Origin of the sequence: Shewanella sp. SM32 (genome assembly GCF_025654235.1) — a bacterium.
In the GTDB taxonomy this organism is placed as follows: Bacteria; Pseudomonadota; Gammaproteobacteria; order Enterobacterales; family Shewanellaceae; genus Shewanella; species Shewanella oncorhynchi.
This window is the reverse complement of record NZ_JAKKRO010000030.1, coordinates 1-25227: the sequence shown is the minus strand read 5'-3', so window position 1 is coordinate 25227 and position 25227 is coordinate 1. Positions and strand designations below refer to the sequence as shown.

The 25227-nt window shown below is 47.0% G+C and carries 21 protein-coding genes; 9 read left to right on the top strand and 12 right to left on the bottom strand.

All coding sequences use genetic code 11. From position 1 onward, the window contains the following. Positions 1 to 40: 40 nt before the first annotated feature. From plsB to L5M10_RS13375, 3 genes are all read left to right on the top strand, one after another. Entirely contained in the window at positions 41 to 2464 is a 2424-nt protein-coding gene (gene plsB, locus L5M10_RS13385; RefSeq protein ID WP_263168569.1) for a glycerol-3-phosphate 1-O-acyltransferase PlsB, read from the top strand. Then, positions 2464 to 3720 (top strand): tryptophan permease, encoded by a 1257-nt coding sequence (gene mtr, locus L5M10_RS13380; RefSeq protein WP_263168567.1) that lies wholly within the window; start codon positions 2464 to 2466, stop codon positions 3718 to 3720. The genes plsB and mtr overlap by 1 nt, the downstream gene beginning before the upstream one ends. A gap of 148 nt (positions 3721 to 3868) precedes the next feature. Then, positions 3869 to 4642: a VOC family protein gene (locus L5M10_RS13375; RefSeq protein WP_263168563.1), complete on the top strand. Its 774-nt coding sequence runs from the start codon at positions 3869 to 3871 to the stop codon at positions 4640 to 4642. Between the two features lie 76 nt (positions 4643 to 4718). Here the strand turns inward: L5M10_RS13375 and L5M10_RS13370 are convergent, their stop codons facing one another. The 5 genes from L5M10_RS13370 to L5M10_RS13350 all read right to left on the bottom strand — a co-directional run bounded on the left by L5M10_RS13370 (position 4719) and on the right by L5M10_RS13350 (position 11793). Continuing rightward, complete coding sequence (locus tag L5M10_RS13370; protein ID WP_263147440.1) at positions 4719 to 5885, bottom strand: ribonuclease T2; 1167 nt, start codon at positions 5883 to 5885, stop codon at positions 4719 to 4721. Positions 5886 to 6103: 218 nt separating this feature from the next. Next, complete coding sequence (locus tag L5M10_RS13365; protein WP_263147443.1) at positions 6104 to 9244, bottom strand: efflux RND transporter permease subunit; 3141 nt, start codon at positions 9242 to 9244, stop codon at positions 6104 to 6106. A 9-nt stretch (positions 9245 to 9253) separates the two neighbouring features. Continuing rightward, positions 9254 to 10795, bottom strand: coding sequence for an efflux RND transporter periplasmic adaptor subunit (locus L5M10_RS13360; protein ID WP_263168561.1), 1542 nt, complete (start codon positions 10793 to 10795; stop codon positions 9254 to 9256). Between the two features lie 21 nt (positions 10796 to 10816). Beyond that, entirely contained in the window at positions 10817 to 11077 is a 261-nt protein-coding gene (locus tag L5M10_RS13355; RefSeq protein ID WP_198572393.1) for a heavy metal-binding domain-containing protein, read from the bottom strand. Positions 11078 to 11355: 278 nt separating this feature from the next. Further along, positions 11356 to 11793, bottom strand: coding sequence for a hypothetical protein (locus L5M10_RS13350; protein WP_168827238.1), 438 nt, complete (start codon positions 11791 to 11793; stop codon positions 11356 to 11358). 593 nt (positions 11794 to 12386) lie between these two features. Between L5M10_RS13350 and L5M10_RS13345 the strand changes: the two genes are divergently transcribed. Continuing rightward, positions 12387 to 12950 (top strand): NapC/NirT family cytochrome c, encoded by a 564-nt coding sequence (locus L5M10_RS13345; RefSeq protein WP_105250630.1) that lies wholly within the window; start codon positions 12387 to 12389, stop codon positions 12948 to 12950. 78 nt (positions 12951 to 13028) lie between these two features. Here the strand turns inward: L5M10_RS13345 and L5M10_RS13340 are convergent, their stop codons facing one another. Together L5M10_RS13340 and rsmD are read right to left on the bottom strand one after the other, a co-directional pair. Continuing rightward, positions 13029 to 13313, bottom strand: coding sequence for a DUF1145 domain-containing protein (locus tag L5M10_RS13340; protein WP_173248200.1), 285 nt, complete (start codon positions 13311 to 13313; stop codon positions 13029 to 13031). After that, entirely contained in the window at positions 13288 to 13956 is a 669-nt protein-coding gene (gene rsmD, locus L5M10_RS13335; RefSeq protein WP_263196370.1) for a 16S rRNA (guanine(966)-N(2))-methyltransferase RsmD, read from the bottom strand. The genes L5M10_RS13340 and rsmD overlap by 26 nt, the downstream gene beginning before the upstream one ends. Before the next feature lie 213 nt (positions 13957 to 14169). Between rsmD and ftsY the strand changes: the two genes are divergently transcribed. From ftsY to rpoH, 4 genes are all read left to right on the top strand, one after another. Next, positions 14170 to 15780, top strand: a complete 1611-nt coding sequence (gene ftsY / locus L5M10_RS13330) for a signal recognition particle-docking protein FtsY (protein ID WP_263196368.1) — start codon at positions 14170 to 14172, stop codon at positions 15778 to 15780. 3 nt (positions 15781 to 15783) lie between these two features. After that, a complete protein-coding gene (ftsE, locus tag L5M10_RS13325; RefSeq protein ID WP_212599516.1) occupies positions 15784 to 16500 on the top strand; it encodes a cell division ATP-binding protein FtsE in 717 nt (238 codons plus the stop codon). Continuing rightward, entirely contained in the window at positions 16497 to 17462 is a 966-nt protein-coding gene (gene ftsX / locus L5M10_RS13320) for a permease-like cell division protein FtsX (RefSeq protein ID WP_113940269.1), read from the top strand. Before ftsE ends, ftsX begins: the two co-directional genes overlap by 4 nt. A gap of 225 nt (positions 17463 to 17687) precedes the next feature. Next, positions 17688 to 18545, top strand: a complete 858-nt coding sequence (gene rpoH / locus L5M10_RS13315; RefSeq protein ID WP_006079635.1) for an RNA polymerase sigma factor RpoH — start codon at positions 17688 to 17690, stop codon at positions 18543 to 18545. A gap of 100 nt (positions 18546 to 18645) precedes the next feature. Here rpoH and menE read toward each other — a convergent pair whose 3' ends face one another. The 5 genes from menE to L5M10_RS13290 form a co-directional block, all read right to left on the bottom strand. Next, positions 18646 to 20085: an o-succinylbenzoate--CoA ligase gene (menE, locus tag L5M10_RS13310; protein WP_411569267.1), complete on the bottom strand. Its 1440-nt coding sequence runs from the start codon at positions 20083 to 20085 to the stop codon at positions 18646 to 18648. Continuing rightward, positions 20051 to 21163, bottom strand: coding sequence for an o-succinylbenzoate synthase (gene menC, locus L5M10_RS13305; protein ID WP_263196365.1), 1113 nt, complete (start codon positions 21161 to 21163; stop codon positions 20051 to 20053). Before menC ends, menE begins: the two co-directional genes overlap by 35 nt. Positions 21164 to 21189: 26 nt before the next feature. Beyond that, a complete protein-coding gene (menH, locus tag L5M10_RS13300) occupies positions 21190 to 21978 on the bottom strand; it encodes a 2-succinyl-6-hydroxy-2,4-cyclohexadiene-1-carboxylate synthase (RefSeq protein WP_263196364.1) in 789 nt (262 codons plus the stop codon). Beyond that, positions 21978 to 23699, bottom strand: a complete 1722-nt coding sequence (menD, locus tag L5M10_RS13295) for a 2-succinyl-5-enolpyruvyl-6-hydroxy-3-cyclohexene-1-carboxylic-acid synthase (protein ID WP_263196362.1) — start codon at positions 23697 to 23699, stop codon at positions 21978 to 21980. The genes menH and menD overlap by 1 nt, the downstream gene beginning before the upstream one ends. A 185-nt stretch (positions 23700 to 23884) precedes the next feature. Continuing rightward, entirely contained in the window at positions 23885 to 24853 is a 969-nt protein-coding gene (locus L5M10_RS13290) for a LysR family transcriptional regulator (protein WP_105250597.1), read from the bottom strand. A gap of 192 nt (positions 24854 to 25045) precedes the next feature. Here L5M10_RS13290 and L5M10_RS13285 point away from each other — a divergent pair. Further along, positions 25046 to 25227: transposase (locus L5M10_RS13285; RefSeq protein WP_263175411.1), on the top strand; the 182-nt coding region annotated here is incomplete at its 3' end.

The window sequence follows — 25227 nt, the reverse complement described above, 5'->3', positions numbered from 1 at the left end:
TTCTATCGGGCTAGTAAACGCACTTAATTGCATAAGAATAATGCCTAAACACGACTCTCTTTGGTTGAAATCATTACGTTGGATCCAAAAACACTTAGTGCACACTATTGTGGTGCCTCAGGATCCCTTTGCCGATCTGAATCTGGATGCTTCCAGACCCCTTGTTTATGTGATGAAAACTGAATCCCTTAGTGACATAGCTGCTTTGAGCGAAATAACGGCTAAGTTAGGTTTACCAAGCCCTTATGAGCCTCTAGTGGCTAATGGTGTGACTGCGCCTCGGGTTGTCTGTCTTCAAGGACGTAAGCCACTGTTTGGCGAACGTGCTGGTAATGAGCCTTTCCTCGAATGCTTTATGCGTTTGTTAGCCGTGCATAAGGAACGTCCTGAATTGGATATTCAACTGGTGCCCGTGAGCTTGTATTGGGGTCGCACGCCAGGGAAAGAAGACGACACTATGAAGGCGGCCGTATTTGAGCGGGAAAACCCGACTTGGTTGCGCAAGTGCTTGATGATTCTGTTCTTAGGTCGACATAACTTCGTGCAGTTTTCGAATGCCGTATCCCTGCGTTACATGGCTGACGAACATGGCACCGACATGGGGATTGCCCATAAGTTAGCACGGGTTGCGCGCGTGCATTTCCGTCGTCAACGTAAGGTAATGACAGGGCCTGTGCTGCCAAACCGCCAAGCACTGTTTCATTCGTTACTCAAATCTGAGTCGCTGCGCAAAGCGATTCAAGAAGAAGCCGCCAGTAAAAAGATTTCTGAGACCCAAGCGCGCGAGACGGCTATTGAGTATCTCGATGAAATCGCTGCCGATTACTCAGACAGTTTAGTGCGTATTGCCGAGCGTTTTTTAACTTGGCTGTGGAACAAGCTTTACAGCGGGATCAACATTAAAGGCGCCGAGCAAGTTCGGCAGTTACACCACGATGGCCACGAGATTGTTTATGTGCCTTGCCATCGCAGCCACATGGATTACCTGCTGTTATCGTATATTTTGTATTATCAAGGCATGGTTCCGCCGCACATTGCTGCCGGCATTAACCTCAATTTCTGGCCCGCGGGACCTATGTTCCGTCGCGGTGGTGCCTTCTTTATCCGCCGTAGTTTTAATGGCAATAAGCTGTACACCGCAGTATTTCGTGAGTATTTAGATCAGCTGTTTGCTAAAGGTTATTCGGTGGAATACTTCTCCGAAGGTGGCCGTTCACGTACTGGCCGTCTGTTGGCGCCGAAAACTGGCATGATCGCCATGACGATGAACAGTGTGCTGCGCGGTATCGAGCGTCCAGTCACGCTAGTGCCTGTGTATTTAGGCTATGACCATGTGATGGAAGTGGCGACGTATCATAAAGAGTTAAGTGGTAAGAAAAAGAAAAAAGAATCTGTGTGGCAGGTGTTTGGTGCGATTCGCAAACTTGGTAATTTCGGCCAAGGTTATGTGAACTTTGGCGAGCCGATTACTCTGCAAAACTTCTTAAATGAGCGCGCGCCAAACTGGCGTACTGAGTTGGCCGATGATCCTGAGCAAAAACCAAGCTGGTTAACGCCAGCGGTAAACGTGCTGGCGAATCGAGTGATGACGAATATTAACGATGCGGCGGCGGCGAGTTCGGTGACCTTGACGAGTTTAGTGTTGTTGGCCACAGATCAAAATGCCTTAGAGCGCAGTCTGCTGGAACGTCAGCTTGATCTGTATCTGACTCTACTCAAAAAAGTGCCTTACACTACTTATACTTCGGTTGCCGAAGGTGATGGTAAGCATTTAGTGCAGCAAGGTTTAGAGCTGAACAAGTTTGTTGTTTGCGCCGATCCTTTAGGTGAAATTGTGTCTATCGAGACGAGTCAGGCAGTGTCTATGACTTACTATCGTAACAATATCATCCACTTATTTATTGTACCGTCATTAATTGCGAGTTGTTTAACGCATAATGAGCAGATCCCGCGTCAGCAAGTTGTGTCAATCGTTGCCGATTTTTATCCACTGCTGAAAGCCGAACTCTTCATGGGCATTAAGGATGTACCTGCCTATGTCAATCAAGTGCTGGATTTCTTCATTGAACAAGGGTTAGTGGTTGAGACTGATACCTTAACTGTCGTGCCTGAACACACTAGCCAACTATTATTGTTAGCCAGTTCAGTGAGCGAAACTCTGCAACGCTATGCCATTATCTTCAATCTGTTAGCGAACAGACCTAAGATGGAGCGCTCAGAACTTGAGTCTGAGAGTCATCTACTTGCCCAGCGTTTAGGCGCTTTGCATGGCATTACTGCGCCAGAGTTCTACGATAAGAAACTTTACGGCACCTTGAGCGTTAAGCTCAAAGAATTGGGATATCTAGCGGATAACCAAGATAAGTCCAATATCAATCGCATACGAGATCAAGCCAATAGCTTATTACGTCCGTCAGTGAAACAAACGATAGTGGCGAGTGTCACCGCGGAGCATACAGTTTAATGGCAAATCATATGAATGCGGCTAAGCATAAGCCCGCAGGTAAGTCCTTGCTCGGCGGCGCCATGATTATTGCTGGCACGACCGTAGGTGCTGGGATGTTTTCTCTGCCCGTGGTCGGTGCAGGTATGTGGTTTGGCTATTCGATTTTAATGTTATTGGGCATTTGGTTTTGCATGTTGATGTCGGGCTTATTGCTACTCGAAACCAATTTGCATTTCGAACCGGGTGCTAGCTTCGATACTTTAAGCAAGCAAACCTTAGGGCAGTTTTGGCGGATAGTGAACGGCGTTTCCATCGCGTTCGTGCTGTATATTTTGACCTATGCCTATATCAGCGGCGGTGGCTCGATTGTGAATCACAGCTTGCAGGGCATGGGAATTGAGTTACCGCAAAGTGTGGCAGGGCTAGTGTTTGCCATAGTATTGGCGAGCATAGTGTTGATCAGCACTAAGGCCGTGGATCGCATTACCACGATTATGCTCGGCGGTATGATCATTACCTTCTTCCTCGCGATCGGCAATTTATTGATCGAAATTGATGTGACTAAGTTGCTCGAACCCGATGGTAATAACAGCTTTTCACCTTATCTGTGGGCGGCGCTGCCCTTTGGTCTCGCCAGTTTTGGTTACCATGGTAACGTTCCCAGCTTAGTGAAGTATTACGGCAAAGATTCCTCCACCATTATCAAGGCGATTTTCGTCGGCACCTTTATCGCACTGGTGATTTATGCCTGTTGGTTAGCGGCAACTATGGGCAATATTCCCCGCAGCCAGTTTATCGACATTATTGCCCAAGGCGGCAATATGGGTGTGTTGGTGGGCGCTTTGTCTGAGGTGATGGCGAGTAGCTGGTTAAACAGTATGTTGACCTTGTTTGCCAACTTGGCTGTGGCTTCATCTTTCTTAGGGGTGACCTTAGGTTTGTTCGATTATCTCGCCGATTTGTTTGGTTTTGATGATTCACGCTCTGGCCGAATGAAAACCGCGTTAGTGACCTTTGTGCCGCCAACGATTTTAGGATTACTGTTTCCCGATGGCTTCTTGGTGGCGATTGGCTTTGCGGCATTAGCGGCAACTGTATGGGCGGTAATTGTCCCGGCGCTGATGGCCTATAAATCGCGGCAGTTGTTCCCCGATAGCACAGGTTTTAGAGTGATAGGCGGTACACCGCTGATTATTCTTGTGGTGTTATTTGGCATAGTCACGGGTGCATGTCATCTGCTCGCGATGGCAAATTTACTGCCGCAATATTCCTAATTTGTTGTGATGATTTAAGCCCTCCATGTGAGGGCTTTTTTGTCTTTAGCGGTTGAGTTTTGTCTTACAGATCTTTTTAACCTGAATACTGGACAGAAATACAAACTCAGGCTTAACTCGAATGATTGTTAAAACAAAGGAGCCGATAATGAAAATGACTCAGTACGCACAAGGACATGCATGTTGGGTTGAACTTGCAAGCCATGATTGGCAGGGAACAACAGCATTTTACCAAGCGTTATTTGGTTGGAACTCGGTTGAAATGCCGATCCCTGAAGGTCACTTTTCGCTATTTAATTTAGCGGGAGATGACTTAGGCGCCATGTATCAAATCCCTGAGTCAGAAGCACATATCCCCAGCCACTGGCGTATCTACTTTGCCGTCGATGATATCGATGCCAGCATTGCAGAGATTCAAGCGGCGGGCGGCCAAGTGCACATGGGGCCGCATATTGTGGGTGATGCGGGCGTGATGGCGCAGGTGAGCGATCCTGAAGGCGCACGCTTTGCTTTATGGCAAGCGAAGAACCACATAGGTGCTCGCCGTCAGGGTGAACTCAATACCCTTTGCTGGGTTGAGCTGGCTTGCAAAGAGCCGCGTACTGAAGAAGCCTTTTACTGCAAAATCTTCCCTTGGACCAACATGCCGAGTGACATGCCTGACATTGAATACTCAGAATGGCAGCTTAATGGTCAATCCATCGGCGGCATGATGACGATAATGCCCGAATGGGGCGATATTTCTCCCCATTGGCTGCTTTATTTTGCAGTAGCCGATTGCGATGCATTTGCAGAAAAAGCCCAAGCGTTAGGCGCGCAAGTGTGCATTCCGCCTAGTGATATCCCTGATGTGGGACGATTTTCTGTCATTGCTGACGCCCAAGGCGCTACCTTTGCGGTGATCAAGCTTAATCAGATGTGACTGGCATATTAAGTGCTGTCATTAAGGTTAAAAACGGCGACGCTAAATCGCCGTTTTTATTTGTCTAACTATTTGTTTAATTAGCGTTATCAATCATGATTGTTTCAGGGCAGGAGCCTTTTGAGGCCTTATTGGCTTTGGCGAGTAGGCTAGGTAAGGAGTCAGAAGTTTTAATGACTTCGGGCAAGTTAATGCGGATTTCACTCAGTAATCCCTTGCCACATTCAAGACTCATTTTAGTGTGAGCGCCTTGACCGAAGCTGCTATCAAAACTTTGGTTTAACTCACTTTTACTGACACTCTTACCTATGTTGTCATGAATAAATTTTTGTACCCATGCCGAGGCATTGACCGCTTGGGTCAGCTGGGTTGCCAATAAAAAGTACTCGTTAGGGTCTTGGCTACGGCAAGTGCCGTGTTTCCACCATTCGTGGCGTTCTAAACAGGTGCCATATTGGGCGCTTGGCATGACTTCTTCTAAATTTTTGCGCACCGATGGATTCAGTTCAAACTCTGGATAAGTACAGAAATCATTCGGTTGCAGTTTGACTGTGCTGCAATAGCCATATCGCGTGCCGCATTGTTGTTTATTCGGCCACAGTCCGTGCAGGCTGAAGTGTTGCCATTGGCTCGATTCTGGCGTTTGGCTGAGGGCGCGACATTCGGCTTTACGGCGGCCATAGAGTTCACAAAAGGTGCTTTGCCAGCTTAATGCCAGCACGTTGGCGTCAAATTCACCGCCGATTCGGCATTGATTTCCTTGGCGTTTCTCTGGGGTACCATGCTCTTTAAGGCTATCTCGGCTTTTTGCTTTGATGTCCGATGCCGTGGTGGTTTGCGCCGGTTCCGCCGCCGTTGCAGGTGTTGATAAATTACTGTCAGCAACATTAGATAGATATTGACCACAATCGCCGCTGATCCAACGCATGGGAGACTTCACCGCATTGGTGCGCACTCTTAGCCAATCAGGTTTAGCACTATTGCCGAGGATTTCAAGTACAGGGTAGCGCTCACCAATATTGCTCTGCCATTGGTCTGGATTCGTCTGCTTATTTTTCGATTGAAATAGCTCACAGCGTTTGTCGGCAACGAATTCACCGGTTGCGGGTGCGGCAAAGGCGGGTGCTGTAATGATGAGCGCAGCGCATAAACCGAATGCGGCAAGTAATGCGCGTGATGGGGTTTTAAGGGAAAGTGCTTGCGGCCATATCCGGCTGATGGTTAAACAAAATGACTTGGTCATGTGATGGAATCCTTCCTGCGGCAGTGAATTGAGTCAATTCTGTGTGGCACTGAGTCAATGGTACACATAAGCGCTATAAACTTAGAGGCTTATTTTACCCAGAGTGGTATATGGCACTGTTGTAAAATTAGATTTTTAATCTGATTGAATGAGAAAATCCCCTCAAACTTTAATGGTTTGAGGGGATTTTTATCGGTGTTCTAGCGCCGTACACTCAATTACGCCGCGTCTTTCTTTAATTTACGCGAGTAAATCAGTAGATAAAGTGCGGGTAGTACAAACAGTGACAGTAATGGGGCCGTAACCATGCCGCCGACCATAGGTGCGGCAATTTTCTGCATCACATCGTTACCCGATCCTGCACCCCACATAATGGGGAGTAGACCGAAGAAGATGGTCGCTACTGTCATGGCTTTGGGGCGGATCCGCATAACGGCACCTTCCATTAACGCTTCTTTTAAGTCGCTGACGCTGTGGTAATTATCTTTCTCTTGTCTGTGCTTGATGGCGTTATTGAGATACACCAGCATTACTACCCCAAACTCGGCGGCTACACCCGCTAAGGCAATCATACCGACGGCGACTGCCACTGAGATGTTGTAATCCAGTAGGTATAACAGCCAAGTGCTGCCGACCAACGCGAAGGGGAGGCTGAGCATGATAATACTGGCCTGAATGGTGGAGCCAAAGGTCATCATCAGCAGGATGAAGATGACGGCTAATGCCATAGGGATCACTTGCTTAAGTTTTGCATCTACCCGCTGCATATATTCGTACTGCCCTGCAAAAGTGTAGCTGTAGCGCGGGGGCACCTTGAGTTCGGCATTTAAAGCTTTCTTGGCGGTCGTAATATATTCGCCGATAGACGTGCCTTCAATATCGATAAACACCCAAGAGATTAAGCGACCGTTTTCACTGGTGAGCATAGGTGCGCCATCGGTGATTTCTATATCCGCTAAATTTCGCAGTGGTAGATAATTTCCCGATTTAGTGATCACAGGGAGTTCGCGCAGCTTTTCGATATTATCGCGTAGCTCACGGGGATAACGTAGGTTGATGGGATAGCGCTCAGCCCCTTGTACCGACTCGCCAATATCCATACCGCCAATGGCGTAACGCACGACATCTTGAATATCTTGCAGTGACATACCGTAACGTGCGGCCACATCGAGTTTGGGGGTGATATCGATATAACGCCCGCCACCACTGCGTTCAGCATAGGCTGACTTAGTGTGTGGCACTCTACTGAGGATGGCCTCTATTTCTGCCCCTAGATTTTGCAGCTCGTTGACATCGGCGCCGGTGATCTTAATACCGACGGGGGTTTTTATCCCCGTCGAGAGCATGTCAATACGGGTTTTGATGGGTTGTACCCAAGCATTGGTGAGTCCTGGTACTTTGACGGTTTGCTGTAGTTGGGCAATGATGCCATCTAAGGTCATGCCTTCACGCCATTCCTCATGGGGTTTGAGCATGATAGTAGTTTCAAGCATGGTCAGCGGCGCGGGATCGGTCGCGGTTTCGGCGCGGCCTACCTTGCCAAACACGCGGGCCACTTCGGGCACGGTTTTAATCAAGCGGTCGGTTTGCTGCAAGACTTCGGCGGCCTTACTGGCACTGATACCGGGCAATGCCGTTGGCATGTAGAGCAAATCGCCTTCTTCAAGGGCGGGCATAAACTCACTACCCATGCGGGTCATGGGATACCAAGCACTGGCCAGCGCGACTAACGCTAACATCAGGGTGACTTTAGGAAATTTAAGCACCAGTTTGAGCGAAGGTTGGTAAAGCGCGATCAAGAAGCGACTGAGAGGATTGCTGCGTTCGCTGGGAATTTTGCCGCGAATAAAGTAACCCATCAAAATCGGCACTAAGGTGATCGATAAAAAGGCCGCCGCTGCCATGGCGAAAGTTTTAGTGTAGGCCAGTGGCGCGAATAATCGACCTTCCTGCGCTTCGAGTGCGAACACAGGCACAAAGCTTAAGGTGATAATAATCAATGAGAAAAATAACGCAGGGCCGACTTCAATCGACGCTTCGGTGACGATGCGCCAATGCTCCTTAGTATCGGGCTCGCGATCATGTTTGGCTTTGAAATGTTCTAAATGCTTGTGCAGGTTTTCGATCATCACAATCGCGCCATCCACCACGGCGCCGATAGCAATGGCGATGCCGCCAAGGCTCATGATATTGGCGTTCACACCCATCTTATTCATCACGATAAAAGCGATAAGGATGGATAGCGGCAGGGTTATCACGGCCACGAGTGTGGAGCGCGCATGCAGCAAAAACAGTAAGCAGACTAAGCCAACCACCAACATTTCTTCGACGACCTTGCTAAACAAGTTGTCGACGGACTTAAGAATCAAGTGGGATCTGTCATAGGTTGGGATAATCTCAACCCCATCGGGCAGGCCCGCTTTGAGTTCTTCGAGTTTAGCTTTCACCGCATCTATCGTCGCTAAGGCGTTTTCGCCGTAACGCATCACCACAATTCCGCCAACGACTTCACCTTCACCGTCGAGTTCGGCTATACCGCGGCGTGAGGCTGGGCCTTTGCGCACAGTGGCGACATCTTTGAGTAATAAACCTGTACCAGAAGGGCTGGTGATACCAAGGGGAATTTCACGAAAATCCTCTAGCGTCTGGCGATAGCCTTTGGCGCGCACCATGTATTCGGCTTCGGCCATTTCGATCACTGAGCCGCCAGCTTCGCTATTAGCTTTATCGATCGCTTGTTTAATGCTGGCGATATCGAGCTTATAGATCGCCATTTTATCGGGCTCAAGCACTATCTGATAGGTTTGCTCCATGCCGCCGACGGTGGCAACTTCAGACACGCCTGCCACGCTTTGCAGCTCTAGCTTGAGATACCAATCCTGCAGACTTTTGAGTTGCGATAAATCTAAATTGCCAGAGCGATCGACCAGCGCATATTCATACACCCAACCGACACCGGATGCATCGGGACCGAGTGAAGGTTGTACGCCCTGGGGTAAACGGCTGCTAATTTGACTCAGGTACTCGAGCACCCGCGAGCGTGCCCAGTAGATGTCGGTGCCATCTTCAAAAATCACATACACATAGGAGTCGCCGAACATGGAATAACCACGTACGGTTTTGGCGCCTGGTACGGCTAACATGGCGGTCGACAAGGGATAAGTCACTTGTTCTTCAACCAATTTAGGCGCTTGGCCCGGGTAAGGGGTTTTAATGATCACTTGTACGTCGGATAAATCCGGCAGCGCATCAAGCGGCGTTTTGCGCAGCTCCTGCACGCCCCAAACTGTGATCATGATGGCGATAATCAACACCATCAATCGCTGCCTGATTGACGCCTCGATAATATATTTCAACATAACGCGCTCCTAGTGCTGATGACCGCTGCTTAAACGCATTAAGCTGCCCTTGAGACTGGCTTCGGAGTCGAGTAAGAATTGCCCCGAAATCACCACACGTTCACCTTCATTCAGGCCTGAAATAATCTCGGCTTTACCTTGGCTCATCATGCCGACTGTGACGGCCTTGGCGGTAAAGCTGTCATCGGTTTGTTTGACGATCACGCGGTTTTCTTTACCCGTCTGAATTAAAGCTTCCTGCGGGATCACGAGCACATCTTTATTCGGGCCACCGAATAGCGAGACTTTCGCGAGGGTTTTAGGTCTTAAATCTACGTCGGCATTGTTGAGAACCACTCGTACTCGCAGGCTGCGAGTGACTGGGTCAAGCTCAGGGTAGATATAATCGATCGTGCCTTCGATGCCACTGATATTCATGGCGGGAACGGCAATTTCGGCCTTTTGACCTTTAGCAATCCAGCTTTGCTCATTCTCGAATACGTCGGCAATCACCCATACCTTAGAGAGATCCACTAGGGACATGACTTCGGTCGAAGGCTGAATGTACATGCCATCACGAACGTCGAGGGCTTTAACTATGCCATCCTCTTTGGCGTAGAAAGGTACGCGATACTGGGTTTGATGTGACTCGGCTAATTGTTTGATTTGTCTGTCGTTAAAACCGAGGAAAGATAAGCGTAAACCCGCATTGCGCACCAAATCTTTGTAGCGGCCTTGGCCGTTTGCTTTGGCGGTGTCCATGGCGAGCAGGTAGTCATCTTGGGCGTTAATTAAATCGGGAGAGTAGATCTCGTAGATCAGTTGGTCTTTCTTGACGGTATCCCCCACGGATTTGACCATGAGCTTTTCAATCCAGCCAGTGACGCGGGCATGGATATGGGTGATCTGGCTTTCGTCGTAATCGATTTGACCGACGGTTTCGACAAATTTCCACAGTGTGTCGCGTTCAACCTTGGCGACTTTGAGTGCCAGCGCTTGCTGCATACTGCCGGAAACATTGATATTGATTTCTTGGGTATTGCCGCCCGTTTCGACTTTTTCTAAGTTCATGCCGCAGATAGGGCAAGTGCCGGGCACATCGCTGATGATGTGAGCATGCATAGGGCAAACGTACTTGATTGTTGTCACGTGGTTTTGGGCTTTAACTAAGCTGTCGGCCTTAGGTGTTGGGGTATCGAATACCTGGCTCGAAGCTTTCGCTGCCAAGATTTGTCCATGCTCAGAGGCTTGGTGATCTGCGACTTGATGCTGTGCATGCTCGGCCGCAGAGTTTGCGGTATCTTGTTTCTCAACTAAAAACATATTGCACTTAGGGCAGCGACCAGGCTCATGGCTGAGCACTTCGGGATGCATAGGGCAAGTGTAGGTTTTTACTTGATTTAACGAATTATTTTTAGGCGCTGTTGCAGAATTTACTGCAGCTTCGGTCGCCACGGGCTCTTGTGTGCTCGCCAGTTGGGCATGGCTCAACCAAGGCGTACCTAAGAGTAAGCTACTCAAGATCAGTACGGCTTTAGGGGTCTGCTTTTTTACGGTTTTAAATGAATTCATATGCCTCATCTCCAGCCTAGCTTAGTGGTGTTTGTGGGCGTTTTTTGCCGCACCTTCAGCCGGTTTTGCTTCTATTGCCTTTGGCTCTAAGTTCATACCACATTGAGGGCAAGTATCCTCTTTGCTGCCAGTCACTTCAGGGTGCATAGGGCAAACATGGGTATGTGCTTGTTCCTGTGGATTGGCATTGTCGTGTTGATGTGCGTGCGGCGCGGCCGTCGCAAACACGCTTGTGCTGGTCAGCAAGAATGTGATTAAGGCGAGATTAGTTAGTGTTTTCATATTATTCACTCCATCGGATTAACGGCCGAATACGAGCGCATAAACGTCAGTGAGCACAGTGGATCAAAGCGGTTCGCTTCGATAGACGAATTGATGCCACAATTTGGCATTCGGCTCAGTAATCAACGTTTTGCTAGACTCGGGTGCACGATTTAATGATAAGGCACCACAATAAACGGCTAAATAGGGCGTTAGCTTAGGGCTAACAGCATTGTCGTTTTAGCTTGGTCGTTTGGCTTTTTTTAAGGGTTTATTTGCCCAATAAGCACAAAGTAGAGCTAGGCTATCGGTGGTTTAAAGGCCGAAGACAAAGAGATAGAGTGGAAATGAGGCATAGGAGTGGCCATTGCAGTATCGCTCATGCTCACACTTGGCCAGAGGTGTGGGCTGAATAGAGTGCCAGCGACTGAAATCGTCAAACAATGACCACAATCATTTGAACATGATGTGGTGCCATCACAGCAATGCTGTTTCGCGCCGGGAAGCATTTTATCGTTGCAGCAATCCGCGTTGGCCATTGAATGTGAGTCAGAACTGTTCTCTGTGTCCATCTGCATCATTGTAGCGTGGTGCATTTGGGAGGAAACCTCATGATTCATCGCACTCATATCCATAGTGTGTGGCACCATGGCGTGACCATTAGACACGACACTTTGCCCGACGAGTGCGAGTAGAGTGAATATGACTAAAAAATAACGACCGAGTGTGTGATGCATAAGTCTTCCAAATGATGAACGGCTCGATTCTAGCATAGCAATGTTTAGCTGTAATGATTTAACTCACACTTCAGTTAACGCCTCAATTCAAATATCTAATTAATCTAAATTAGCAAATAGAATTTCTGACTCGAAGTTTTGTCTTCAACGGGCTTATCATGAATATGACTGCGTATTCTAAGAGACTCAAATTGATCGTAGAAAGTTTCATTTCGAACAGTATTATTCGGCTTACCTGCGTTTTACCATTTATTTCTGCTTCACTCTCAAGGTGCAATAAACATTGGCGCGATCACATTTCTGTTTTCTAGAAAATAAATTTCTAGTTCTAGATTATCAAGGGGGAGCCTAACTATAAAAAAAATCGGTAACTTGCGATTATCGGGTGATTGCATTAGCTTTAGTTAAAGTGCATCACAGTTCAGCTAGCGGTTTTTACCAAATGACGTCCAAATAGTTAGAGCTAAGTCTCATTTTGCGCTTTTAAGGTTAATTTAATCAGCAAATTTCGGCTTAAAATCAAATTTCTAATAAATGAAAGAGCATAAACTAGTCTTATAAAAACTAATTTTGACAATTTTGGAGATAGAGTGATGAACTGGCGTGCACTATTTAAACCTAGCGCGAAATATTCAATCCTGGCGCTACTGGTCGTCGGTATTGTAGTGGGTGTTGTGGGATACTTTACCACTCAACAAACATTACACGCGACCAGTACAGATGAGTTCTGTATGTCTTGCCATAGCAATCATTCGCTGAAGGATGAAGTGTTGGCTTCTGCCCATGGCGGCGGCAAAGCAGGGATTACGGTTCAGTGTCAAGACTGTCACTTACCCCATGGTCCAGTCGATTATTTGATCAAAAAAATCATCGTATCTAAAGATTTATATGGTTTCATGACAATTGATGGCTTTAACACTCAAGCTTGGTTAGATGAAAATCGTAAAGAACAAGCGGATAAAGCGCTGAACTATTTCCGTGCGAACGATTCTGCTAACTGTCAGCATTGCCACACTCGTATTTACGAGAATCAGCCAGAAACTATGAGTAAAATGGCTGTAAGAATGCACTCAAATAACTTCAAGAAAGAACCTGACGCGAGAAAGACCTGTGTTGACTGCCATAAAGGCGTAGCACACCCATATCCAAAAGGATAAGGTTTAGCGATTAAGTTTCTTAATTAATAGCCATTAAAAAGCCCTCAATAGAGGGCTTTTTGCTGTCTGTGTGCTCGGTTAATTCGCTTGAGTCATCACTCGTTGCCGATAAGCTAACAGGCTGAAAATTCCGAAGATAAACACTTGTAGATAATCTTGTTGCGTTAATGGTAGCAAGGTCTTAAACAGCATGTGGAAAATCGCGACTTGGAAGCAATGCATCATGCAGGTAATGGCAAACAGGATATTTAAAGTAATCGCCACATTGCCTTCAAAGGGGATGACTAAGTTGTAGGCCATCATCAACCATGCAATCAGAGTGATGGCTTTACCTAAGTTAATTAATAAGGGCATGGTTTTCATCTTCGATGGGCTCAACAGTGGTTTCTGAGTGATATTGATATAAACGGTAGCTCACTTGCCCTGCATTCTTTTCTTTTAAGGCGTGCCAGCGAGAAGGGATAGCAAGTTGCGGCAATTCAGACTCGATTTCGACATAAATCAGCGCACCATCATTGAGCCAGCCTTGAGTATCTAGCAGTTGAATCGTCTTTTCTGCCAATCCCTTACGAAAGGGTGGATCGATAAACACCACATCGAAACCTTGCTCGCAGCCCCTTTGCAGTACCACTAACGTATCAGCATTGAGCACTTCGGCCTTATCGCATTTAAGGGTTTGCAGATTTTCTTTTAATTGCATGGCTGCGCCGCGTTGCAACTCGATAATTTTGGCGAAACTGGCATAGCGGGACAAGGCTTCGAGAGCTAAAGCGCCACTACCGCCAAAACAGTCGAGTACACGTGCATTGACTAAATCATTAGCCAGCCAGTTAAAGAGTGTTTCGCGAACCCTGTCTGTCGTTGGGCGTAAACCTTCGAGATCTTGGATAGGTAGACGACGCGAGCGCCATTGGCCTGCGATGATCCGCACTTGTCCACTGCCGGGTTTATTTTTGGCTGTTTGACCCTTGGTCACATTATTTTTGACCGTTCGATGATTAACCAAAGTGCCCCCGTGATTTTGCCTGAAGAAAGAAAGTGGTAGACTGTGCCACCTTAATAAAGGCCGTTATTTTATATCAAAGTCTCACTAAAAGGTGAGAAGGCTAACTGAGCTTAGCTAATTGCCGACTTTTTGGGCGTAATTGCCGAGGCAATCTGGTATAACATCAGGGTCTTATTCAAAATTCAATACTGAAGTAGAGCGCTGGAATCACACATGGCAAAGAAAGGTTTTTTCTCTTGGTTTCGTAAAGATAAGTCACAAGATGAGGTCGTCGCTGAAACGCCAGTTGTTACTCCAACACAAGATACTGATGCAGCACAGCGTGTCGCGCAGGAACAAGTAGAGACACAAGGGGTCATCGAGGCCGAAGCTCATGTTGAAAAACAGGCAGCAGAACAGTTAGCGGCCGAACAAACACAGGCAAAAGCCGAAGCCGAGCAATTCGCCCTTGAGCATGCCCGAATTGAATCGTTGCATTTTGCTAATCAGCAAGCTGAAGCGACACGTTTGGCTGCTGAACAACTTAGTGCACAAAAGCATGCTGCAGAGAAGTTAGCCGAAGCACAGTTAGAAGCAGAGCAACTCATTGCAGAACAATTGGCAGAACAGCAGTTAGCAGTTGAGCAAGCCGCCGCAGAGCAATTAGCTCAAGCAGAGGCGGCGCGTGTAGTTGCCGCTCAGCTAGAAGCAGAATTACTCGCAGCGGAACAAGCTGAACTTGCCCGCTTGGCCGCCGAACAGCATGCTGCTGAAGCCTTAGCGGCAGAACAACTTGCTGGCGAAGCACTAGCACGTGAGCAAGCAGAGGCTTTAGTCCAGCAACAAGCTGAAACTGAGCAAGCTGTTGTAGCAGTTGCTGAATTACAACCTGAGCCGCAGGCTCGACCCGTTAAGGAAGGGCTCTTTGCTCGACTGAAACGTGGCTTAATGCGCACCAGTGAGAATATCGGCAGTGGTTTTATCGGCCTTTTTCGCGGCAAGAAAATCGATGATGATCTGTTTGAAGAACTCGAAGAACAATTATTAATCGCCGACGTTGGTGTCGAAACCACTACGCGATTAATCAAGAATTTGACAGAGCATGCCTCACGTAAGCAGCTTAAAGATGCCGAAGCTTTATATGAATTACTGCGGGATGAGTTGCAAAAAACACTCGATCCTGTCGCTATCCCGTTAGTACCAGACAATGCTAATGGCCCATTTGTTATCTTAATGGTTGGCGTTAATGGCGTGGGTAAAACCACCACTATTGGCAAATTAGCTAAACAATATCAGAGCCAAGGTAAGTCAGTGATGTTAGCCGCGGGCGATACTTTCCGCGCTGCAGCGGTTGAGCAGCTACAGGTTTGGGGTCAACGTAATGATATTACCGTGATTGCCCAGCATACTGGTGCCGATAGTGCCTCTGTGTTGTTCGATGCTTTGCAAGCGGCCAAGGCGCGTAAAGTGGATGTATTGATTGCCGACACTGCTGGTCGTTTACAGAATAAAGCGCACTTGATGGAAGAATTGAAGAAAGTCGTTCGAGTGATGAAGAAACTCGACCCAGATACGCCACATGAGGTCATGCTGACACTAGATGCGAGCACAGGACAAAATGCTATTAGCCAAGCGCAATTATTCCAAGAAGCCGTAGGTGTAACGGGTATTACCATCAGTAAGTTAGACGGAACGGCTAAGGGCGGCGTGGTCTTTGCGATTGCCGACAAGTTTAATATTCCGATCCGTTACATAGGCGTGGGTGAGCAAATTGATGATTTGCGTACTTTTAATTCGAAAGAATTTATCGATGCCTTGTTCACTCAAGAAAAAGCGGATAGCTAATTTATGATTGATTTTCAGCAGGTCAGTAAGATTTATCCTGGCGGCCAAATGGCGCTGGAGGATGTGAATTTTCATCTACAGCAAGGTGAAATGGCATTTTTAACCGGCCACTCGGGGGCGGGTAAAAGTACGCTGTTGAAATTAATCACGGTAATCGAGCGGGCAACAACGGGGCGCGTCGCGATTAACGGTCACGATATCGCCAAAGTTAGCCCTAAACATGTGCCTTATTTGCGCCGCAATATCGGGATGATTTTCCAGAACCATCACCTATTGATGGACCGAAGTGTGTTCGACAATGTGGCTTTACCACTGGTGATTGAGGGATTCTCCCATGGCGAAATCCGTAAGCGTGTTGCGGGTGCCCTCGACATGGTGGGTTTATATGGCAAGGAGCGGCATAACCCGATTATGTTGTCCGGCGGTGAGCAGCAACGTGTTGGCATTGCCCGTGCGATTGTGAATAAACCGCCTTTACTGCTCGCCGATGAGCCTACGGGTAACTTAGATCCTAAATTATCTATGGATATTTTGCGTCTGTTTGAAACCTTTAATGATGCGGGAACCAGCGTATTAATCGCCACCCATGATTTAGGTCTTATCGCACGAATGAAATATCGCACTTTTACCCTCAAACAGGGCCGTATGTTAGGTGCACAAGAGTTGCATCCTAATGTGCACACTCGCAGTGCATCGACGAATAGAGGCGAAGGGCAATGAGCGATAGCGCAAAATTAACTCGCAGCAAGCTGCCTCTGTCTGGTCGGATTGTGATGTTTTTTATTCGCCATGCGCAGCAAGCAATGGCTAGCATGGGAGAGCTCTGGCGCAACCCAATATCCTCTGTGATGACCATGGCTGTCTTAGGTGTGAGCCTAAGTTTGCCTGCAGCATTGCAAGTGTTAGTTAAAAATGCCGAGACCATTACCAGTTCCTGGAACAGCGCGGCAGAGATCTCCTTGTTTATCGACGATAATCGTAGTGAACAAACGATTCAGAGCCTGCTGACGCGCATTCGGACATATCCCGAAGTGGATAAAGTGCAATACATAGATAAAAATCAAGCGCTAGAAGAATTCCAACGCTTATCTGGGTTTGGTGAGGCCTTGGCCTATTTAGATAAAAATCCTTTGCCCGCGGTCATTACCGTTACGCCTACGCCGCGTTACTCAACACCAGTGGGCGCCCGTGAACTCTTAACTAAACTAGAGCGCGAGCCTGAGATTAGCTTTGGCCGTTTAGATATCGAATGGTTAGAACGGTTACAGGCGGTAGTGCGTCTACTCGAACGTACTGTGATGGCGATTGCTGCATTACTTGTGCTGGCAGTGGTCTTAGTGATAGGTAATACGATTCGCTTAGCGATTATGAATCGGCGCAGCGAAATTGAAGTGATGAAGCTAGTCGGAGCAACTGAAGCCTTTATTCAGCGCCCATTTCTCTACACAGGGATTTGGTACGGAGTCATTGGTGGCATATTGGCTTGGCTTATCATCAACTTATTAGTGTGGTATCTCGATTCCGCCCTTGCCGAGCTTTTAGGCTTGTATGGCAGTCAGCTTGAAATGAAATCACTCACTTTTATTGAACTGCTGCAATTGGTTGGACTTGCCTCATTTTTAGGTTGGTTAGGTTCGTATTTGTCTGTACGTCAGCATTTACGGTCGATTGAACCTTCATAATAATCAGTCGATTAAACTAAAAAAAGTGACGAAAAAAATGCTGAGGAATGAACTTTTGTTCACTTGCAATGTCTACTTCAGCGAGGTAAAAAGGGTATCTACAAACGAGCTGAGGTTGACATACTCTGTCAATTAGCCGATAGTTCGTGAGCTTATTCTTAGGGTATTTTGTTGTTGAACCTAAGAATGCACTCGTTAAGTAGTCTGATAAATGTAGGAGAGCGAATGACCTTTCAAACGCAATCAATGGCACTGACAGTCCCACAGGGCGCCAGTAGTCTAGAAGCTTATATCCATTCAGTGACTAGCATCAGCATGCTGGACGCTGAGGCTGAGTATGAGTTAGCCAAGCGTTTACAGGAAACTGGTGATCTACAAGCTGCGAAGCAACTGATTATGTCGCACTTACGTTTTGTAGTGCACGTTGCTAAAGGCTATTCAGGCTATGGTTTGCCACAGGCAGACCTGATCCAAGAAGGCAACATAGGCTTGATGAAAGCGGTTAAACGCTTCGATCCCGATGTTGGCGTGCGTCTTGTGTCTTTTGCTGTGCACTGGATCAAAGCTGAAATTCATGAATATGTGCTGAAAAACTGGCGCATTGTTAAAGTCGCGACCACTAAAGCACAACGTAAGTTGTTCTTTAATATCCGTAAAGCGAAAAAACGCTTAGGTTGGTTCAGCGATGCAGAAGTCACTATGGTGGCTGAAAATTTAGGTGTGTCTAAGGCCGATGTGACCGAAATGGAATCACGTATGGCAGCGCAAGATCCGGCATTTGATTTAACCAATGATCAAGACGAGGAGCATGATTTTGCCCCCGTCCATTATTTGGAAGATCATTCATCGGATTTAGCGGAAAATATTGAAAACGACAACTGGGAATCCAATGCTCAAGGTCGTTTATTATCGGCCATCAAAACCTTAGATGAACGTAGCCAGCATATTCTGCGCGCTCGTTGGTTAGATGACGATAAAACCACACTGCAAGAACTTGCAGAGACTTATCAAGTGTCGGCCGAACGTATTCGCCAACTTGAGAAAAATGCCATGAACAAGCTAAAAGCTTGTATGGAAGCCTAAGTTGCGTCACGTGTAAAGTGATTTTAACTTAGCCATAAAAAAACCTGCTGCGGCAGGTTTTTTTATGGGTGAAATTTGGCTTGATGACGTTGATGATAAATCAGTGTTTAACAAGATTAGCTATCAAGGCTTTTCTATTTACTTTCAGCCCTGCCTGCTCATGATTTTCTGGCCATACATAATACTGTCTTGGGCGTTTGAAGCGGGCGATTTTGTTGGCAAGGAACAGTTCGAGCGTATTTGCAATCGACTCTGGGTGGTGGGTTAAACTGCCGCGAATGATGGCGGCGGGGAGACTGCCAAATTGTACATCTGGTATGGCGAAAACGATTGCATCGTCTATTTGTGGGTGCAGTTTAAGCGCGGCTTCGATTTCTTCTGGCTGGATGTTTTCGCCGCCGCAGATAAACATATTATCGACGCGGCCATGAATGCGCAGATTACCATTTTCGTCCCATTCGCCCATGTCTTTGGTGTAAAACCAGCCGTCTTGTTCAACGCACTTTTGTATTCCATCCGCGGTGAGATAGCCCATAAACAGGCATGCGCCGCGCACCAAAATCACACCATCTTCGATTTTAAGCTCACGCTTGGGGAGTAATTTGCCACTGCTGCCGTCGCTAAAAGCGTGACCTGTGGTGATCTGCGAGCCCATTTCCGTCATGCCGTAACTGGTGTAACTGGCGATATTGCGTTGCTTAAGTTGTTGGAGTAAGTCGATTGAGACTGCGCCGCCACCAAGTAATAAGGCTTTGATACTTTTAAGCTTGCTGCTCGTATCGACGAGTAACTTGCTCAGTTGTGTGGGAACGAGAGATATGTGAGTCAACTGATCTTGGTCAATCTGCTGACCAAGGCTAAGCGCTTGATCTGGCAGGACAACACTGGCACCGACTAAGGCACAGCGGTTTAATATCGCAAGACCGCCAATATGGAATAAGGGCAAGGAGAGTAGCCAAGCATCACCTTGTTCGAGTGGGATTAAGCTGCGGGCACCTTCGGCATTGGCAATATGATTCGCTAAGCAATGCACCGCCGCTTTGGGAAAGCCACTAGAGCCTGAAGTTAAAATCACATTAGCTGGGCGAGTAAAGTCGACAGGCAGGGCTAAGTCACTGCTAACGCGATTGAAATTTAAGCGCAAGTGATGACAATTCTGTAGTTCGTAAACCTCAGTACTCCAAATATAGCGGATCTGATGTTGATCAACTAAGCCTTGGATCTGAGCGAGGGGAAAACGTGGCGAGATAGGAAAAAAGATTGCTCCAATATCGATGCAGGCCCAATAGAGACAAATCATCTCGAGATTATTGCTAGCAATACAGGCGAGCGGCTCACCGTTTGAGATCCCCGCAGCACTTAGCTGCTTAGCCAGTGCGATAACGCACTGGCTAAGCTTTGAGTAACTAATGTCTTCCCCCGCCAACTTGATGGCTGTTTGCTGTGGAAACGCAAGCGCAGCTTGGTGCACGGGTGGCAGTGCAAGCGGTTTTGATAGGCTGGCATTAGACAAACTCGTTTCCCTCACTTTTAGCTGCATCATCATTTTGTTGAGTTGAATCAATGACATGTGGTGCAATGGGCTCAAGTTGCGCGAGTGTGAGGCAGTATTTTTTGCCCGATGACACGACTAAATCTTGGCTAAAGGCGCTGAGGGTATCGAGCCCAGGGATTTCATCCGGAGTGAGAATCGCGGCTAAATGGGCCAGAGCATTAATGCCTAAACTGCTCTCTAGACTCGAACTGATAATGCAACGTACGCCATAGCTTTGCGCCGTATCGATTAAATTAGCTAGCTTTTCGATACTGCCGAGCAGCATAGGTTTGATGACAAGCGCAGTCAGACCATTTTGCATTACAAACTGGTATTCTGGATCGTTGAGCGATTCATCGAGGGCGTAGGGTATACCAATTGCTTGATAAAATTCATGATTATCATGAGGATTCAGGCAAGGTTCCTCAATGTACTCTATGGTATCTAGGGGTAAGCAAGCGGCAAATTCGATTGCTTGCTCAAGTGTAAACCCTCGGTTCGCGTCCAAACGCAATTTGAGATCGGGGCGGGTACGTAAAATGCCATAAATCAGGCTTAGTTCATCTTCGATTGAAGTTTGCGCGACTTTGACTTTAACCGAACGAACACTCCTGCCAAGGGCGGCAATTTTGCTATCGAGCAAGTCTTTGCTCGCATCCGTTGGATGATAAATCAGAGGGACTGTGGCCGTTTGTGGACGAATGGCATCGAGTTTGCCCATTAACTTGGCATGTAACAGACTTAAACCAAAGGCCAAAGAAGGATAATGACTTTGCTCGGCGCATTCCAGCAATGTATCAATATGCTGACCGCAGAGTTGGGGTAATAATCCAGTCAAAGCCGTTTGCACTTGAGTGAGTGTTTCACGGCTGAACCCCATCAAAGCTTGTTCATCGACATCTATGCCAGATAGTGGGGCAATTTCAACTTCGACTTGTCTATGCTCGCCACCAGCATTAGCGCTAGCACTTACACTGGCTTGTAGTACTAATCCCGCTCTGTGATCGATACGTTGCTTACCGACGGGCAATAATACGTCGAGCGGTAGTCGATATTGATACAGGTTAAGCGAAGTTAATATCATATATTTCCTACATTTTAATTCTGTCATTACCCTAGCAACTTCACTATTTTTGAGGTTAATGCCTCGGGAGCGGCTTGGTGTATGTTGTGGCCGGCGCCGTGAATACTATGGACGAGGATGGGCGCGTGTAATTGCCACTCTTGGGCGAGTGCGTGGAACTTAGCATCTTGGTTGCCCGCAAAGAAATGGCACTCACAGGTAAGCTGCAAAGGTACATCCCACATCGATGCTTGGTGTGCGAGTGAGGTGGCTATGAATACCTCTTTAAGCCGCTGTTTAGGATGCAAATCTAATGCTGCAGAACGATGCTCGATTAGGGTTTTTCGTTTGGTAGCCGTCATATCGGCAAATACGGGCTGCTGATACCACAAGCTTAAAAAGTCTTTGCTATTCAGATGCAGTAAACGCTCGGCCCACTGGGTATCATTTTTGATTCTGGCAAGTTTTTCTTGCGGGTCTGTAAGTCCAGGATGGCAGGATTCGAGGTTTAGGCTCAGTAGTCTTTCTGGATAGGCTTTGGCAAGGTGCAGAGCAATACGGCCACCGAGAGAATAACCATAGAGATGGAATTGACCAATATGAAGGCCATTCAGGTGTGCCAACACATCTTCAACATATTGGTTAAATCCATCTAATTCGGTTGGCTTCAACTCCTTTTGGTTATCCCCATGGCCCGGCAGATCTAAGCAAATACAGTGAAAGTGCTGGCTTAGCGCAGGCATTAACGGCAACCAGTCGGTCTTAGTGCCTAAAAAGCCATGCAGTAACACTAAGGTCGGTAGTGAAGGATCGCCGTAACGGGCCATGGTTGGCATTAGCTTTGTTTCACCCACAAGTTGAGCTCGGCGATTTGGTCGCTGGCTTGTGTTTGACTTACATTGACTTCAATGATCGAAGCCCCCTGAAAATCCAGCGCTTCATTATAGCTATCTTGAAAATCGGCTAAATTATCCACTTGATTATAGGGCAAATTAAACATAGCTGCGGCGTAGCCAAATTCTAAACCGTGGCTGAGTCGATAATAATCGCTACGGACTTGTTCATTGGGAACGGGCAATAAGTTAAAGATGTTACCGCCATCGTTATTGAGGATCACGATCACCAGAGGACTGGTTAAGCCTTTAGCGATGGCCAGTGAGTTAAGATCGTGCAGTTGTGATAAATCACCGATGATTAAACTCGTGGGTTTGCCTTCATGGGCCGCAATACCGCAGGCGGTGGCGAGTAATCCGTCAATACCCGATGCGCCACGATTAGTATAAGTGGTTGCCGTACAACAACTGACAGGGGCATACATGTCGTACAAGCGTACAGGCAGGCTATTGCCGATAAAAAGCTGCTGTTCTAGCGGACGAGTATTGGCGATGGCGCGCACAACTTGTGCTTCACCAAATTCCCCTTGGTCGATATTGCGCACAAATAAGTTATGCAATTCATCGTTATAGGTGATTAGAGTATTCGCCCAGTTTGCAGAGGATGAGCGATACCAATTTAAGGCCGCAAACTGCTGTGCATTCGCGTGCCAAATGTGTTTAGCATTGTGACTAGGGTCAAGCCTGTCTTGTTCTGGTAAAACCTGCCAATAGCTGTGCCAATTTTGCTCGGCGAGATAACCTATCAAGCGTTTTGATAATAAACGGCCGCCGAATACGAGTACACGATCCGCTTCCTGCAATAGATTACGCGCCCTTGGATGTTGCAGCAGTTGATCAATATTACCTATCGCCGCGGGATGCTGACGCAGTTGCGACTGGGCATCGGTAAGTAATGGCCAGCCGATTTTTTGCGATAGGGCAATGAGCTGTTGTGGATCTTGTTCAGGCGTGAGAGTACCGACAACGATCACCCCTTTACCGTGGACGAACCGCATAATGGCATCGTCACTTGGGCCGCTCACCTGTTTGCTCTTACCGTATTGGGTATACGGGCGTGCGAGCTGTAGCCAAGTTTGCAATGGTTTGAGATAAGGTGATTCGGCATCGAGAATCGCGCCACCGAGTTCACTCGGATACAAGGGCTCACGGTACATGCAGTTGATATGCACTGGGCGAGTTTGATTCGCCACTGCTTCATCCACTGTGGTAAGCAACGCCTGCGGTGCGATATGTGTATCCGGTGTTGGCAAATTCACTTGAGTGGCATAATTCGCAAAAATTCCCGGTTGGACTATGGCTTGATTAGCACCGCAGCCGAGTAATTCTGGCGGACGATCGCCACTTAAGACGATTAAAGGTACATGGGTCAGCCACGCCTCCACAATGGCAGGGTACAAGTTGGCGACTGCTGTGCCTGAGGTCGTAATGATGGCGACCGGTGCGCGGCTGGCTTTGGCTAGACCTAAGGCCATAAAGCCGAGCCCACGTTCGTCGAAATGTAAGTGACGCTGGAGTTTAGTTTGCTGGGCGGCGGCGAGGGTTAACGGTGTTGAGCGCGAGCCCGGCGCCATACACACATGTTGCACGCCAAGACGTGCTAACTCCTCAAGAATAAGGGCGCCCCAAATAAGATTAAGAGTGGCTGTATTTTCGGTCCGCATAGCTGAATCTATTAGGATAAAGATGGGCTTAGTGTAACGTGTTTATGCTCCAAGATGTATGCTTGGTTTAACAATTCTCGAGTGGATCGCATGGGGGCTGAGGTGGAGCCTAAGCTAAGGCAGAGGATGCCTGTCACCTCGTGTATCGGTGGTTTGTTGTTTGGATATGTTGAGCTATTGCTTGGCTAGATAATACGATCGACGATTTTTTTAATCTCTCCGCTTAACCATTTCAAGTCCTCATTGATTGCATTAGGCTGATTTTTTTGCACTAAGAAAATCGTTGGGGTTTCTGTATCTGCATATAAACGTTCTGCTTCATACTGCGATAGTTGACACGTATGCAGCTCAGGAATATCACTCACCATTTCGTAAACTATCCGATAAGGCAATAGGGAGACTGCATTACTTTCGCCTAGATATTCAAACAAACTTGAAATACTGGTAATGGTAATTTCAGTATTGAGTTTAATGCCATTCGTTATGCAAAACTCTTGGTATGGACTCAATTTGGTGCTGGGATTACCAAGATCCGTATTGACATAGGGGTATTCCGCAATCGTCTCTAGGGTGATTTCCCGTTTAAAAATAGGATGATGCCTGCTAGCAATCAGGTAGAGTTTGTCCATACGTTGCAATTCAGTTGTTAGCAGTTTATCGCCGAAGGCGGCAACATCGGCAGCACTTTTATTGCAACAAATACCTAGGGTTGTATCACCATTAATAATGTCTTGAGTCGTATGCATAGACCAAGGGTTTATATTAATGTGCATGGGTTTTTGCTCTTCTTTAATAGCCTGCATCAAGGCCTTAGGGAAGGTGTAGGCAATTAATCCTGGCGCTGCTATTTCGACATGCGTCTTAACTTGGCGAGTGTTTGCTATTCTGGCTTTTTGAAACTTATCAGTACACTCAATTGCTTCTTTTGCAATTGGATATAAATGAGTAGCAAACTCATTTGGGAATAAGCCATATTTACGACGGATAAATAACTCATCACCAAAAATTTCCCGTAGATTTTTAAGGCTACGGCTGATTTTAGGAGCTGGAATGTCTAGCGCTTTCGATACATAGGTTGCTGACTTGTTCTCATATAATGAAACAAGTATTTTTAAACTCAGAATATCGAGGCCATCCATGTTACTAATGTGCATTTTTTATATTCCTTAATATTGAGCAAATACTTAAATCAACGCCTAATTATGGTGCTAATTAATAATTTTAATGTGAAACTAATCCCAAGTTTTGGATCTAGATTTTATCTATGTGTATCAAAGGTTGTTCTGGTCTAATCCCATCGGACACTTAATTTTGAGACAGTATGGTCAATAAATTAAGAGGTCTATATGAGTCTGAAGAAATCACATAAGAGTTATCCGCAGGCATTTAAAGATGAAGCCGTCTTGATGGTGCTAGAACAAGGTTATAGCGTTGCCGATGCGGCAAAGTCTCTTGGAGTTAGCACGAGCCTGCTTTACAACTGGAAGGAAAAACACGAAGCCCTGAAACAAGGTATCACCTTAGAAGA

Excerpts from the sequence above, each read along its gene's own strand:
- plsB (WP_263168569.1), top strand. The coding sequence starts at position 41 with ATGCCTAAACACGACTCTCTTTGGTTGAAATCATTACGTTGGATCCAA.
- mtr (WP_263168567.1), top strand. The coding sequence starts at position 2,464 with ATGGCAAATCATATGAATGCGGCTAAGCATAAGCCCGCAGGTAAGTCC.
- L5M10_RS13375 (WP_263168563.1), top strand. The coding sequence starts at position 3,869 with ATGAAAATGACTCAGTACGCACAAGGACATGCATGTTGGGTTGAACTT.
- L5M10_RS13370 (WP_263147440.1), bottom strand. The coding sequence starts at position 5,885 with ATGACCAAGTCATTTTGTTTAACCATCAGCCGGATATGGCCGCAAGCA.
- L5M10_RS13365 (WP_263147443.1), bottom strand. The coding sequence starts at position 9,244 with ATGTTGAAATATATTATCGAGGCGTCAATCAGGCAGCGATTGATGGTG.
- L5M10_RS13360 (WP_263168561.1), bottom strand. The coding sequence starts at position 10,795 with ATGAATTCATTTAAAACCGTAAAAAAGCAGACCCCTAAAGCCGTACTG.
- L5M10_RS13355 (WP_198572393.1), bottom strand. The coding sequence starts at position 11,077 with ATGAAAACACTAACTAATCTCGCCTTAATCACATTCTTGCTGACCAGC.
- L5M10_RS13350 (WP_168827238.1), bottom strand. The coding sequence starts at position 11,793 with ATGCATCACACACTCGGTCGTTATTTTTTAGTCATATTCACTCTACTC.
- L5M10_RS13345 (WP_105250630.1), top strand. The coding sequence starts at position 12,387 with ATGAACTGGCGTGCACTATTTAAACCTAGCGCGAAATATTCAATCCTG.
- L5M10_RS13340 (WP_173248200.1), bottom strand. The coding sequence starts at position 13,313 with ATGAAAACCATGCCCTTATTAATTAACTTAGGTAAAGCCATCACTCTG.
- ftsY (WP_263196368.1), top strand. The coding sequence starts at position 14,170 with ATGGCAAAGAAAGGTTTTTTCTCTTGGTTTCGTAAAGATAAGTCACAA.
- ftsE (WP_212599516.1), top strand. The coding sequence starts at position 15,784 with ATGATTGATTTTCAGCAGGTCAGTAAGATTTATCCTGGCGGCCAAATG.
- ftsX (WP_113940269.1), top strand. The coding sequence starts at position 16,497 with ATGAGCGATAGCGCAAAATTAACTCGCAGCAAGCTGCCTCTGTCTGGT.
- rpoH (WP_006079635.1), top strand. The coding sequence starts at position 17,688 with ATGACCTTTCAAACGCAATCAATGGCACTGACAGTCCCACAGGGCGCC.
- menE (WP_411569267.1), bottom strand. The coding sequence starts at position 20,085 with ATGCAGCTAAAAGTGAGGGAAACGAGTTTGTCTAATGCCAGCCTATCA.
- menC (WP_263196365.1), bottom strand. The coding sequence starts at position 21,163 with ATGATATTAACTTCGCTTAACCTGTATCAATATCGACTACCGCTCGAC.
- menH (WP_263196364.1), bottom strand. The coding sequence starts at position 21,978 with ATGCCAACCATGGCCCGTTACGGCGATCCTTCACTACCGACCTTAGTG.
- menD (WP_263196362.1), bottom strand. The coding sequence starts at position 23,699 with ATGCGGACCGAAAATACAGCCACTCTTAATCTTATTTGGGGCGCCCTT.
- L5M10_RS13290 (WP_105250597.1), bottom strand. The coding sequence starts at position 24,853 with ATGCACATTAGTAACATGGATGGCCTCGATATTCTGAGTTTAAAAATA.